The following is a 13,726-nucleotide window of genomic DNA, read 5'->3' as shown; positions in this document are numbered from 1 at the left end:
CCCGTAAAGGGCCGTTTCTTGTGCAACTCTGGGCTAAGCAAAAACTTAGAAGCTGTAGCCTACGCCAGCAATCCAGGTGCCTACGTCTACGCTACGGATACGGCTCTGCTCGTAACCCACGTCAACTGCAACGTTCTGGATTGGGTTGAACTGCATGCCTGCGCCGTAAGAGAAGCCAACGTCGCTTGAATCAGTTTTGTACTGTGCAGCAGCGTCAGTTGCCTGGTATTTACCGTAACCGATACCCACAACGCCGTAGATGCTTGCCCAGTCGTTCAGACGGTAAGCAGGACCACCGGTGATGCCGTAGTACTGGCCTTTGTTGTAAACGCCAGCGTCAGTGCGGTCTTTCTCGGTGTAGGTGAAAGAACCGATCCAACCCAGTGGGTTAGTACCATCTTCGTAACGGTATTTCAGGTTGAAGCCGTTTGCTTTGTTAGCAACGCCCTGATAATCGCTCTGCGCGTAACCAGCAGAAACGGTGCTCTGCGCCATGGCTGAACCTGCTGAAACTGCCAGTACACAAGCCAGTGCTGAAAGACATGCAATTTTTTTCATAAACCACCTCAAATGTGAATATACTTCTCTCCTGACAACGCTGAAAATATAACAAAAATTAGTAAGAAACTCTGCCCGCTATTTGTTGTCTAACAGATTGTTTGGTGTAACAGAAAGTTAATGAAGTTTCCTATGTCATTCATTTTACTTATAAAAAACGTCATCTTCCTGCAAGAATATTTCGGGCTGCAAATAATGCCTTTAAGGATATTCCTAAACTAACCTGACATTTCTTTACTTAAATGGCCCGAAAAACGGTTATTTTCCAGGCGGTCACTGCATTTATTTTCCCTCTTACACTCCTCCTTATTTCCTGAAGATTCCTTTACACTGACGTTTTGTTGCTGTGTTGTTAATCACTACAGGATTGAATTACAGGATGTCTACGCCTCTGACGAACACCAGAATGGCCCCGGTTTTGTTCCCGATTGCCGTGCTACTGATTGCTATGCTCTCGCTTCAGGGCGGTGCTTCCCTGGCAAAATCGCTGTTCCCCAGCGTGGGGGCGCCGGGCATCACCGCACTGCGCCTCGGATTGGGCACCCTGATTTTGTGCGTCATCTTTAAGCCGTGGCGTTTACGATTTACCTCTGCACAGCGCAAACCGCTCTTAATCTACGGTCTGGCCCTGGGTTGTATGAACTATCTCTTCTATTTATCCATTCGCACCGTGCCGCTGGGCGTTGCCGTTGGCCTGGAGTTTCTCGGCCCTTTGACCCTGGCATTGGCCGGTGCGCGCCGTCCGCTCGATTTCCTTTGGGTGCTTCTGGCGGTCACCGGTTTGTGGTTTCTGCTGCCGATTGGTGATGGCATCAGCCATATCGATCCGCTGGGTGCGCTGTTAGCAGTGGGGGCCGGTGCCTGCTGGGCGGTCTATATTCTTGCAGGGCAACGCGCCGGTGCGGAACATGGTCCAGCAACCGTTGCCATGGGATCGTTGATTGCCTCGGTGATCTTTGTTCCGCTTGGATTAACCTTTGCGGCACCCGGCATCTGGCACTGGGAAATTCTGCCCCTGGCGCTGATTATCGCCCTGCTCTCCAGTGCGATTCCTTATTCACTGGAAATGATGGCTCTGACCCGCCTGCCCGCTCGCATTTTTGGCACGCTGATGAGCCTGGAACCCGCGATGGCAGCGCTTTCAGGGATGTTGTTCCTCGGAGAATTGCTGACGCTGAAGCAGTGGATCGCGCTGCTGGCCATTATTGCCGCTTCAGCGGGTTCGACCCTCACCATGAAACAGAAGAGTGCCAAAATAAGCGAAGTGGATATTAATAATCCGCAATAAATAATGCCAAATTCAGCCTGTTAAGCTGCAGGCTGAATATATAAGCATTCTCATTCTCTTTTTTCTCATCACCGCCTTCACTTTTGTTATTATTTTGCAACATCATTGATAAGTAATTAACACATAACATAATATCATTGATATAAATGAAAAATAAATAAAACGCTCAAATCCCGCACAACATTAAGGTTTATCTATTCCTGTCATCGGTTTAAACAATCCGGCACAGCCAAAAACTACTGCTATACTTATTCCCGTGCTTGATTAGGACAACCATCAATTAGAGGATATTAATGATGAGTACCGCAAAACTGGTTAAAACTAAATCGTCTGATCTCATTTACACCCGTAATGATGTTGCTGATAGCGATAAGAAAGCGACCATCGAGGTGCTCAACCGTCTGGTAGTGGAGTTTATTGATCTGTCACTGATCACTAAGCAGGCGCATTGGAATATGCGCGGCGCCAACTTTATCGGTGTGCATGAAATGCTGGATGGCTTCCGTACTGCCATCACCGATCATCAGGACACCATTGCAGAGCGTGTTGTACAGCTCGGCGGCGTGGCGCTGGGTACCACTCAGATCGTCAACGACAAGACGCCATTAAAAAGCTATCCGCTCAACATCCATACCGTTCAGGATCACCTGAAAGCGCTGGCCGATCGTTACGCGATTGTCGCGAACGACACGCGTAAGGCCATCAGTGAAGTCAGTGATGAAGATACCGCTGATATTTTCACGGCGGCATCGCGTGATTTGGATAAATTCCTGTGGTTTATCGAATCCAACATCGAATAATGCACGTTACAGCGAAGGCGGGTTATCCCGCCTTTTTTTATGTCTGTAACATTTTGGTGCTTTTTTTGACGTCGTTAACAAAATCTTAATCCTGCCTTTCCCTTGCTAAGCCCTTGGTGCACACTGTGCCTGCACCACAACAGCACGACGCACTATTTTGGTGATCCATATTAGTGCAGACTTTTCGACTATAGCAAAATCGCTTCAGCCAGGCCCTGCATCCTGCTGATTTCGACCAAAATGAAAAGTTGGCATAATTTTTTCATATGAATAGCCGTACATCAGGCCATCAGGTCTGAAGGGTAATAAGGAAAATAATGATGAAGTCTTTGATTAAAGTCTCCGTGGCCGCGCTGGCGCTGGCCTTCTCGCTTTCTTCCACTGCAGCAGATAAGAAACTGGTTGTTGCGACCGACACCGCTTTCGTTCCTTTTGAATTCAAACAGGGTAACGAATATGTTGGTTTCGACATCGACCTGTGGGCCGCTATCGCCAAAGAACTGAAGCTGGACTACACCCTGAAGCCAATGGATTTCAGCGGCATTATCCCAGCACTGCAAACCAAAAACGTTGACGTGGCTCTGGCCGGTATCACCATTACCGACGAGCGCAAAAAGGCTATCGACTTCTCTGACGGCTACTACAAAAGTGGTCTGTTGGTGATGGTGCGTGAGAACGAAAACAACATCAAAGGCATCGACGATCTGAACGGCAAAGTGGTTGCGGTGAAGAGCGGTACCGGTTCTGTTGATTACGCGAAAGCGCACATCAAGTCTAAAGATCTGCGTCAGTTCCCGAACATCGACAACGCTTACATGGAGTTGGGTACCAACCGTGCTGACGCCGTGCTGCACGATACGCCAAACATCCTGTACTTCATTCACACCGCCGGTAAAGGTCGCTTCAAAGCGGTTGGCGAGTCTATCGAAGCTCAGCAGTATGGTATCGCCCTGCCTAAAGGCAGCGATGAACTGCGTAACCAGATTAATGGCGCGCTGAAAACCCTGCGCGACAACGGCACTTACAACACAATTTATAAAAAATGGTTCGGCAGCGAGCCAAAATAATTCCGGCCTAAGCCGATTTTTCCAGCAGGGAGCTTAGTCTCCCTGCTTTTTACATTTCCATTGCAACAGATTTTGGAGTTACACCATGGAGTTTGACTGGAGCGTCATTTGGCCAGCCCTGCCGATTTTGATCGAAGGCGCCAAAATGACCCTTATAATTTCCGTACTCGGCTTAATTGGCGGGTTAATCATTGGTTTAGTCGCCGGTTTCGCGCGCGCGTACGGCGGATGGATCGCCAATAATATCGCGCTGGTGTTTATCGAGCTGATCCGCGGTACGCCAATCGTGGTGCAGGTGATGTTTATTTACTTCGCCTTGCCGATGGCCTTCCCTGACCTGCGTATCGATCCGTTTACCGCCGCCGTGGTCACCATCATGATTAACTCCGGTGCCTATATCGCGGAAATCACGCGTGGTGCCGTGCTGTCGATCAACAAAGGCTTCCGTGAAGCAGGTCTGGCGCTGGGTCTTTCCCGCCGTGAAACCCTGCGTTACGTCATCATGCCGTTGGCATTGCGTCGTATGCTGCCACCGCTCGGTAACCAGTGGATCGTGAGTATCAAAGATACCTCGCTGTTTATCGTGATCGGCGTGGCGGAACTGACCCGTCAGGGCCAGGAAATCATCGCCGGAAACTTCCGCGCGCTGGAGATCTGGAGTGCCGTTGCCATTATCTATTTGGTTATTACGCTGGTGTTGAGCTTTGTACTGCGCCGTATTGAGAAGAAGGTGAAAATCCTGTGATTGAATTTAAAAACGTCTCTAAAAACTTCGGCCAGACCAAAGTCCTGCATGACATCAATCTGAAGATCAATCAGGGTGAAGTGGTGGTGATTATCGGGCCATCTGGCTCAGGTAAATCGACCCTGCTGCGCTGCATCAACAAGCTTGAAGAGATCACCACCGGAGACCTGATCGTTGATGGCATGAAAGTTAACGATCCTAAAGTCGATGAACGCCTGATTCGCCAGGAAGCGGGCATGGTATTCCAGCAGTTCCATCTTTTCCCGCAGATGAGTGCGCTGGATAACGTGGCTTTCGGCCCGATTCGTGTGCGCGGTGCGAAGAAAGACGATGCACAGAAACTGGCACGTGAACTGTTGGGTAAAGTCGGCCTTGCCGAGCGTGCGCACCACTTCCCAGCTGAACTGTCCGGTGGTCAGCAGCAGCGTGTTGCCATCGCTCGTGCGCTGGCGGTGAAACCGAAGATGATGCTGTTTGATGAGCCAACCTCTGCACTCGATCCAGAACTGCGCCATGAAGTGCTCAAGGTGATGCAGGATCTGGCCGAAGAAGGCATGACGATGGTCATCGTAACGCACGAAGTGGGCTTTGCTCAGAAAGTGGCTTCGCGCCTGATCTTCATTGATAAAGGCACCATCGCGGAAGATGGCAACCCGGATGAGTTGATCACCAACCCACCGAGCGATCGTCTGCGCGAGTTCCTGCAGCACGTGTCATAAATGACGAGGCGGCTGTAAAGCCGCCTCTTCTTCCGTAAAGAAATTTCCTTTCAGAATCTTCACCTTCCATCGCTGACTATACTTTTTCTCTTGTGCCGTTGTGCGTTGCTCAACGAGAAGGTCATGTCGTTTGCCCGCCCATCATGGTGCCTGACCATATGGATGCTGATCTGTCTGTTACTCGTTCCCACCGCAAACGCGGTCAATCTACCGCAGGCCGCCGTCGCCGCTCAGCAAACGTCAACGCCTGCTGCCAGCACCACCGCTGAGAGTGAGCCGACGCTGGAAGATAAAAAAGCCGCTTATACCGCGCTGGCCAATATTCTGGAGAATAACGATTCGCGTCAGGAACTGATCGATCAACTTCGTCAGGCCGCCACCAGCAAAGCCAATAATGAACAGCCGGTATTGGCTCCGCCGCAGGCCGATCAGGAAGATCCCACGGTACTGGAGAGCGTCACCAACGTCACACGCGAATACGGAGGAGCCGTTGCCTCGCAGTTTGTCCGTTTGCACGACAACATCGTTAACGCACCGCACAAATCGTTTAATCAGCAAACCTTCTTCAATGCCCTGAAGTATTTCGCCGGGCTCGCCGCTGCCGTTTTTGCTTTCTACTGGTTCACGCGGCTGTTGATGTATCCCGTGTGGCAGCGCATGGGCCCCTGGGGGCGCAATCATAATCTGGATCGCACCAAGTGGCTGCATCTTCCTGCCACCATTATCGTCGCCTTTCTTCTCGTCTTAGTGCTTCTGGCGCTGACGCTGTTTGTTGGTCAGATTATCAGTGAGAACTACCACAACAATAACCGCACCATTGCCTATCAGCAGGGGCTATTCCTCAATGCCTTCGCGTTGATTGAGTTTTTCAAAGCGGTGTTGCGATTGATATTCTGCCCACGCTTCCCCACCCTGCGCTTCTTTCATCTTTCCGATGTGCGTGCCGCTTACTGGAACACACGTCTTAGCTGGCTCAGCGGCATCATCGGTTATGGTTTGCTCGTGGTGGTGCCGATTGTCGGCAATCAGGTGAATATGCAAATCGCTGCGTTGGTGAATGTGTTGATCATGTGCATCATGACTGGCTGGGCGCTGTGGCTGATTTTCCGCAATCGACGCAACATCCACGACGAGTTGTCGCGTTTGGCCGATCGCAGTATGAGCTTCTTTGCCTTGTTTATCCGCGCCTTCGGTATGGTGTGGCATTGGCTGGCGAGTGCCTACTTTATCGCGTTGTTCCTGTTCTCGATCTTCAATCCGGGTGACAGTCTGAAGTTTATGATGTCGGCCACGGTGCGCAGCATGGCGATTATTGTTATCGCCGCGCTGATTTCCGGCATGCTAACGCGCTGGATTGGCAAAACGCTGACGCTGTCGCCGGATCTGCGCCGTAACTATTCGGAACTGCAAAAACGCGTCAATGATTGGGTCAAAGCGCTGCTAAAACTGGCGCGTGTGATCACCGTGTTCGCCACGCTATTGCTGCTGCTCAATGCCTGGAATCTGTTTGATCTCTGGCACTGGCTCACGCTGGGAGCCGGGCAGAAAATGGTGGATGTGCTGATTCGTATCGTGATGATTTTGCTGCTCTCCGCCATCGGCTGGACGCTGCTGGCCAGCCTGATCGAAAGCCGTCTGGCTTCGGATTCACACGGAAGGCCGATGCCCAGCGCACGTAGGCGCACCTTACTGACGCTATTCCGTAATGCGCTGGCGGTGGTGATCAGCACCATCACCATTATGATTCTGCTGTCAGAAGTGGGTGTTAACATCGCGCCGCTGCTGGCGGGTGCCGGGGCGCTCGGTCTGGCGGTGTCGTTCGGTTCGCAAACACTGGTGAAGGATATTATCACCGGTATCTTTATTCAGTTTGAGAACGGCATGAACACCGGCGATTTGGTGACCATTGGCCCGATCACTGGCACGGTGGAGCGCATGTCAATTCGCTCCGTCGGCGTGCGTCAGGATACCGGCGCATATCACATCATTCCGTGGTCTTCGATTACCACTTTCGCCAACTTTGTGCGCGGTATTGGCTCGTTTGTCGCCAACTATGATGTAGACCGCAGTGAAGACACCGAGCGTGTGAATGCGACCTTGCAGGCAGCGGTGAAGGAGTTGCTGGAGAATCCGGATATTCGCGGCATGGTGATTGGCGAACCGAGTTTTTCCGGACTGGTGGGCCTGACCAACCAGTCCTTTACCGTGCGTGTGTCGTTCACCACCCAACCGCTGAAGCAGTGGACAGTGCGTTTTGCGCTGGATGACAAGGTGAAGAAGCATTTTGATGCCGCAGGGATTAAAGCGCCGCATCAGACGGTGGAAGTGATGCAGACCGGCAACGATGTGGGTTCCGCGGCCACGCTGGCAGCGCTGCCACCGCCCAATCCATCATAAAAACACGTTGGTTGAAACCTTAGGACACCGGATTAAACGCTTACATTCGCGGGCTAAGACTCGCCCCTGCATCCGAACACATGCAGGCTGCAGCCTTTAACCGCCAGTCTCATCGCGAGAACTCAAGTGGGATATTTCCAGTGCTCGCCTCAATGTTCAACCGATGTGGACTACGGTCTTGAGTCCGTACGATTCAGCACAAATATTTAAATGAGCGATCCCGAGTTCGCACCCACTAACGACACAATGTGGAATGTGGCCTCAGGATTCGCTGGTTCAGCGCGCGAAGCGTTTATTGCGCGCGGCTGGCGGCAGGAATGTCCAGGCGATAAAGCGGCTCTGTTTCTGCCCCTGTGCCATCTCGATGATGCGCACTTCCTCAACCTCGAGATCGCGCAACTGATCGCGCAACGCAGGCAGGTTCTCTTTGCGCGAAACCAGTGAGGTAAACCAGACAATACGATCGGCATAAGCCACGCTTTCATCGATCATCTTACCCACGAACTGGCGCTCGCCGCCCTCGCACCACAGTTCCTTGTGTTGACCGCCAAAGTTAAGCGGTGCATCTTTGCCTAAGCCCAGATTGCGTGTTTTACGCTGACCGACCATCGCTGCTTCCTGCGCCGAACCATGGAATGGCGGATTGCAGAGCACGGCATGATAGCGTTCATTTTTGTGCACCACACCGGCGAAAATGGCGGACTCGTCTTTCTGACGACGCAGACGCACGCCGCGCTGCAAGCCGGGATTGCTCGCGACAATCTGGTTTGCCGCCGTGATAGCTTCCGCCGTGATATCGGTACCGGTAAAGCGCCAGCCGTACTCCGCATGCCCGATCAATGGATAAATAAGATTGGCCCCGCAACCGATATCCATCACATCGACATCGCGTGGCACTTTGCCGCCGTTGTCACTGGCCAGCAAATCTGCGAGCGCATGCACATAGTCAGCACGGCCCGGTACGGGTGGCGTCAGGTAGCCTTCCGGTAGTTGCCAGTTCAGGTTATAAAACAGCTTAATCAGCGCCTGATTGAGTAGCATTACCGCTTCAGGATCGGCAAAATCCACCGACAACTCGCCGTAGCCATTTGGACGGACTTTCACCGCCAGCGGCGGATGAGCCGCGGTCAGAGCAGCAAAATCATAACGGCCCTGATGGCGATTACGGGGATGGAATGGCGAGGTGGCGGTTGGCTTGTTCATAGATTCTCCGGATAGTAGCGCGGGCGTAAGATACGCTGGATGGCGGCATCGCACAATCCGCTTACACGATTATCTGTATTGCATTTAAACCTGATATCCCAAAATTGAGTCCAAAATAATTCGTGCTGCAGCAAGCTGTCGTTATGGTCATCCGCTAGCGTTTCCTGATGATAGCGACAGGAATGCCATAACACCGTTGCGGTGCGAAGTTTAACAGACGAGCCAGGAGCGCTAATGCGACAACGTTATACTTATCAGCCAAGGAGCGGGCATGGTTTGCCACACGATCCGCTGAACGCCATTGTTGGTCCTCGCCCGATTGGCTGGGTGAGTTCGCTGAGCGCCAGTGGCCAGCGCAACCTGGCCCCGTACAGTTTCTTTAACTGCTTTAACTATCATCCGCCGATTATTGGTTTTGCCAGCAGCGGCTGGAAAGACAGTGTGCGCAATATCAGTGAAAGCAAAGAATTCGTCTGGAATCTGGCTACTCGCCCGCTCGCCGAAGCGATGAATGAAAGCTCGGCTTCTGTGCCGTCTGAACAAGATGAGTTCGCACTCGCGGGATTGACACCCATCGCTGCCTCGCACGTGAACGTCAGTATGGTGGCAGAGAGCCCGGTGAATTTTGAGTGCCGCCTGACTCAGCTGATTCGCCTGCAGGATGTGCAAGGCACTGAACTGGAGAGTTGGCTGGTGTTGGGTGAAGTGGTGGCAATTCATATTGATGAAGCGCTGCTGGAAGATGGCATTTATCAGACCGCCAAGGCACAGCCTATTCTGCGAGCCGGCGGCCCATCGGCGTATTACGGCATCAGTGAGGATTTGCGGTTTGATTTGGTGCGCCCGGATGCGCGCCGCGGTTAAATTGTGTGGGTTGGCGGTTGCGGTTGGACTGCGGGTTTGAATGCAGTTTGAAACACGAGTTTGGATTGCTGACTGAAATACGGGTTGGCTTAAAATCGAGTTAACGCTGGCTGGGGGCGCAGGGGGGCTAGCGTCCTCGCGCCGCTGACGCGGTTCCCTCACTTCGTTCGTCTGCCTCACGGAACGGCGGGGATGGCACATCCCTGTGCCGCCCCGCCTTTCCCCCGCGTCCTGCGGGCTATCCTGGCAGACTCACTCAGCTCGGCGCTGCGGATTGCCTGCCCCCCTGCGCCCCCAGCCTGCTCATAAACTTTCGTGCGTTTTGTTAAAGGCACTTTCATTCCCATAAGCTTCAGTGTGTTTGTCACCAAGCTTATTTCTGTCCATAAGATTGAATTTGTGATGCTAATGAGAGCATCAGCCGACTCATAAACTTCAACCAGTAAGAACTCACATCGGCTCACAAACTTGAATGCGAGTTGAAAAATACCGCACAAGTGTTAGTGGCCGTAGCACCTCTGATGCTGCAAGGGCTATCCGCAGCGCTGAGGCTTTTACATTGGGCCAGGAGATCCAAGCAGGGATGGTTCAAATCTTCCAGTCTGCTGATGAGCTCAAGTAAATGCTGTTGAAAGGGGCACAATATTTAAGGCCGTAGCACCTCTGATGCTGCAAGGGCTATCCGCAGCGCTGAGGCTTTTACGTTGGGCCAGGAGATCCACGCAGGGATGACCCAAATTTTACAATCTGCTGATGAGCTCAAGTGAATGCTGTTGAAAGCGGCACAATATTTGAGGCCGTAGCACCTCTGATGCTGCAAGGGCCATCCGCAGCGCTGAGGCTTTTACGTTGGGCCAGGAGATCCACGCAGGGATGCGTGGATCAGTTCGGGGCCGACCAGGGATGGTCGATCCCCGAACGTTCCGTCGGCACGACGTGGAAGCCGAGGGCACCGCGCCAGCGGCGCGAGGACTGCCCGGCAGCAGCAGAGGTGCTACGGCCCGCACCCACACGCATTCAGCAGTTAAGCAGTTAAGCAGTTAAGCAGTTCGGCATCACTTATGAACACTCAGCAAACACCGTTCTTCATCACCTCAACCGCCCGGGCAATTTCCGGTGCCAGCCAGCGATCTTCCTGCCAGTTCGCCACCTCTGCCCGCAAACGGCGCAACGCCTGTTTCGTCCCTTCCGCCAACTCCGCCTCGCCATGGAAATCCAGCGCCTGCGCCGCCAGCAGGTACTCAATCGCCAGAATCTGCCACACATTCCCCACCAGCTTCAGCAGTTTCAACGCAGCTCCCGTACCCAAGCTAAGATGATCCTCCTGCAAACCCGAGGTCACGTAATTATCCAGCACCGCCGGTTGCGCCAGCTGACGGTTCTCCGCACACAACGACGCCGCCACGTACTGCGCAATCATCATGCCGGAATTCACGCCCGGCTGCGCCACCAGGAACGCCGGTAAACCGCTGACCAGTGGATTCACTAAACGATCCAGACGTCGCTCCGCAATGCTGCCAACCTCCGCCATGGCAATGGCCAACACATCAGCCGCCATCGCCACCGATTCACCGTGCGGATTGGCCTGCGACACCACACGCCAGTTATCCACGGTGCCGAGTATCAACGGATTATCGGTACAGGCATTCAACTCGGTATCCACCTGTCGCGCCGCGTGATCAAACTGATCGCGGCTGGCACCGTGTACCTGTGGCATCGAACGCAAACTCAGTGCATCCTGGGTGCGCACACCCACGCTTTTAGCCAGCAGCGGGCTGTCGCTCAGCAACTGACGTAAACGCAGGCCACTCACTTGCATGCCAGGACTGGCTTTCAGCGCAATCACTTCGGCATCAAATGCCACTAACTGCCCACGCAGCGCCTCAAAACTCATCGCGCCGGTCACGTCAGCCCAATCCAACAGCCGCGCCGCATCATCCAGCGCCAGACACGACAACCCGGTCACGCACGGCGTGCCGTTCACCAGGCTCAAGCCTTCTTTCGCGCCAGGTCGATAAGGCGTTAATCCAGCCTGCGCCAGCGCTTGCTCTGCAGACACGATCTGTTGCTGATACTCAACATCGCCCACGCCAATTAGCGCGAGTCCGATATGCGCCATATGGCTGAGATAGCCCACTGAACCTTGCGACGGCACCTGCGGCGTAATCTGATGATTCAGCAGCGCCAGCAAATGCTGCACCAGTGCCACGGAGACGCCCGATTTGCCATGGCTATAGTTTGCAATCGCCGCACACAGAATGGCACGCACCTGTTCACGAGCCAGTAATGGGCCCACGCCACAAGCGTGACTCAATAGCGTATTACGTGACAACTGGCTGAGCTGCTCTTCCGGCAAAGTGATATTGCACAGCGCCCCCAGCCCGGTATTGATGCCATAAGCGATATGACCGCTGGTCACAATCTGCTCGACGATCTCACGCCCCTGAGCAATACGCTGCCAGGCGCTGGCGCTTAACGTCAGTTCGGCATTGTGCCGTGCCACCTGCACAACATCCTGCCAGGAAAGCGTTTCATCGCCCCACACTGATGTCATGCTGGTTGCTCCGTGTGATGGCTCTGATGGCTGGAGATAAACTGCTTAAAGCGATGCGAGCCTTGTGCGCCAAACATCTCTTCCGGCGTCCCCTGACAATCAATGGTCCCCTGATGCATAAACACCACCCGGTTGGAAACGTTACGCGCAAAGCCCATTTCGTGCGTCACCACCAACATGGTGCGCCCCTCTTCCGCCAGGCTGCGCATTACTTTCAATACTTCGCCCACCAGCTCGGGATCAAGTGCTGAGGTTGGCTCATCAAACAGCATCACTTCCGGGTCCATCGCCAGCGCGCGGGCAATCGCCACACGCTGCTGCTGGCCGCCGGAAAGCTGTGCCGGATAAAAATCTTTGCGATTCAACAGGCCAACGCGATCCAGCAACTGCTCCGCCTGGGCAATGCAGCTTTTCTTATCGCGCTTCAGAACATAGTGCGGCCCTTCAATCACGTTTTGCAGCACCGTCATATGCGACCACAGGTTAAAACTCTGGAACACCATGCCCAGACGCGAACGCAGGCGCTCAATCTGTTTGGGATTGGCCGCCAGCTGATGACCACGCGCATGGCGCTTCATCTCAATGGTTTCACCACCGACGCTCACCACGCCAGCATCTGGCGTTTCCAGCAGGTTGATACAGCGCAATAAGGTACTTTTACCCGAGCCGCTGGCGCCGAGAATTGAGATGACATCGCCTTGATGCGCCTGCAGCGAAATGCCTTTCAGTACTTCCATTGCGCCAAAGGATTTATGGATATCGGTGGCGCTTAAGGTTACGGGGGATGTGGATTGCATATCACTCTCCGGCAAGCGGTTTAACGGCGGGTAACGGCTTTTTTTCAACGCGATGCACCGGGGTTAAACGGCGTTCTAACAACGCGTAAAGCTGGACGATAATAAAGTTGAGGATCAGATAAATGGCGGCGGCGCAGATAAACACTTCCATGGTGCGATAGGTACGCTGAATGATCTGCTGCGCCACACCAGTGACATCCCACACGGTGACCAGACTGGCCAGCGCCGTGGACTTCACCAGCAGGATCGCTTCGGTGGAATACGCGGGCAATGCATAACGCAGCATGATGGGCGCGATGATGCGACGCAGCAGTAGCCAGCGCGACATGCCGCAGGCCAGCCCTGCTTCGACTTGCCCCGGCGGCACCGCCAGTAAGGCACCACGCAGGATTTCAGCGGTATAAGCCGCGGTGCACAGCGACAATGCCAATACCGCGCAGGTAAAGGGCTCGCGCAGGAACGGCCAGACAAAACTATGGCGGATCACGCCAAACTGCCCCAATCCGTAATAGATCAGGAACAGCTGGATCAGCAGCGGTGAGCCGCGAAACACCAGAATGTAGCCGCGCGCAAAGCCGCTCAGCACCCGCCAGCGGCTCATGCGCAGTGACAGAATGCCGATAGCGAAAATGCCACCGCAGAGAAAGGCACTGATAAACAGGCCGAGCGTCACCGGCAGCGCGGCGCTCAGCTTGAGAAAGGTATCGGTCAGAAAGGCGAAGTCAATCATACTG

The 13,726-nt window shown here is 53.7% G+C and carries 12 protein-coding genes; 7 read left to right on the top strand and 5 right to left on the bottom strand.

Going from position 1 to position 13,726, the window contains the following annotated elements:
* Positions 1–45 precede the first annotated feature (45 nt).
* On the bottom strand, positions 46–558 hold the full coding sequence (ompX, locus tag JK231_RS05375; protein WP_045834179.1) for an outer membrane protein OmpX: 513 nt from the start codon (positions 556–558) through the stop codon (positions 46–48).
* A gap of 379 nt (positions 559–937) precedes the next feature.
* Between ompX and rhtA the strand changes: the two genes are divergently transcribed.
* The 6 genes from rhtA (at position 938) to ybiO (ending at position 7,574) form a co-directional block, all read left to right on the top strand.
* The gene (gene rhtA, locus JK231_RS05370) at positions 938–1,846 is read left to right on the top strand and encodes a threonine/homoserine exporter RhtA (RefSeq protein WP_097119370.1); all 909 of its coding nucleotides are present in this window, start codon (positions 938–940) and stop codon (positions 1,844–1,846) included.
* Positions 1,847–2,142: 296 nt separating this feature from the next.
* Positions 2,143–2,646, top strand: a complete 504-nt coding sequence (dps, locus tag JK231_RS05365; protein WP_038647945.1) for a DNA starvation/stationary phase protection protein Dps — start codon at positions 2,143–2,145, stop codon at positions 2,644–2,646.
* A 320-nt stretch (positions 2,647–2,966) separates the two neighbouring features.
* Positions 2,967–3,713: a glutamine ABC transporter substrate-binding protein GlnH gene (gene glnH / locus JK231_RS05360; RefSeq protein ID WP_038647947.1), complete on the top strand. Its 747-nt coding sequence runs from the start codon at positions 2,967–2,969 to the stop codon at positions 3,711–3,713.
* Positions 3,714–3,798: 85 nt separating this feature from the next.
* Positions 3,799–4,458: a glutamine ABC transporter permease GlnP gene (gene glnP / locus JK231_RS05355; protein WP_038647949.1), complete on the top strand. Its 660-nt coding sequence runs from the start codon at positions 3,799–3,801 to the stop codon at positions 4,456–4,458.
* Positions 4,455–5,177, top strand: a complete 723-nt coding sequence (gene glnQ, locus JK231_RS05350; RefSeq protein WP_038647952.1) for a glutamine ABC transporter ATP-binding protein GlnQ — start codon at positions 4,455–4,457, stop codon at positions 5,175–5,177. Before glnP ends, glnQ begins: the two co-directional genes overlap by 4 nt.
* Before the next feature lie 162 nt (positions 5,178–5,339).
* Positions 5,340–7,574, top strand: coding sequence for a mechanosensitive channel protein (ybiO, locus tag JK231_RS05345; protein ID WP_249221637.1), 2,235 nt, complete (start codon positions 5,340–5,342; stop codon positions 7,572–7,574).
* Between the two features lie 276 nt (positions 7,575–7,850).
* Here the strand turns inward: ybiO and rlmF are convergent, their stop codons facing one another.
* The gene (gene rlmF / locus JK231_RS05340) at positions 7,851–8,777 is read right to left on the bottom strand and encodes a 23S rRNA (adenine(1618)-N(6))-methyltransferase RlmF (RefSeq protein WP_166933163.1); all 927 of its coding nucleotides are present in this window, start codon (positions 8,775–8,777) and stop codon (positions 7,851–7,853) included.
* 234 nt (positions 8,778–9,011) lie between these two features.
* On the opposite strand from rlmF, the gene JK231_RS05335 reads away from it, so the two are divergent.
* Complete coding sequence (locus JK231_RS05335; RefSeq protein ID WP_211728144.1) at positions 9,012–9,641, top strand: flavin reductase family protein; 630 nt, start codon at positions 9,012–9,014, stop codon at positions 9,639–9,641.
* Positions 9,642–10,710: 1,069 nt separating this feature from the next.
* Here the strand turns inward: JK231_RS05335 and hutH are convergent.
* Genes hutH through JK231_RS05320 form a run of 3 tightly spaced genes read right to left on the bottom strand, consistent with a single transcriptional unit; the run spans position 10,711 to position 13,722 of the window.
* A complete protein-coding gene (hutH, locus tag JK231_RS05330) occupies positions 10,711–12,195 on the bottom strand; it encodes a histidine ammonia-lyase (RefSeq protein WP_211728143.1) in 1,485 nt (494 codons plus the stop codon).
* Entirely contained in the window at positions 12,192–12,992 is an 801-nt protein-coding gene (locus JK231_RS05325; protein WP_211728142.1) for an ATP-binding cassette domain-containing protein, read from the bottom strand. Before JK231_RS05325 ends, hutH begins: the two co-directional genes overlap by 4 nt.
* Position 12,993: 1 nt before the next feature.
* A complete protein-coding gene (locus JK231_RS05320) occupies positions 12,994–13,722 on the bottom strand; it encodes an ABC transporter permease subunit (protein WP_160834666.1) in 729 nt (242 codons plus the stop codon).
* Positions 13,723–13,726: the final 4 nt, after the last annotated feature.

Origin of the sequence: Pantoea sp. JGM49, from assembly GCF_018257655.1 — a bacterium.
In the GTDB taxonomy this organism is placed as follows: Bacteria; Pseudomonadota; Gammaproteobacteria; order Enterobacterales; family Enterobacteriaceae; genus Pantoea; species Pantoea communis.
Note: the sequence above shows the minus strand (reverse complement) of the source record. Positions and strands in the feature narration are given on the sequence as shown.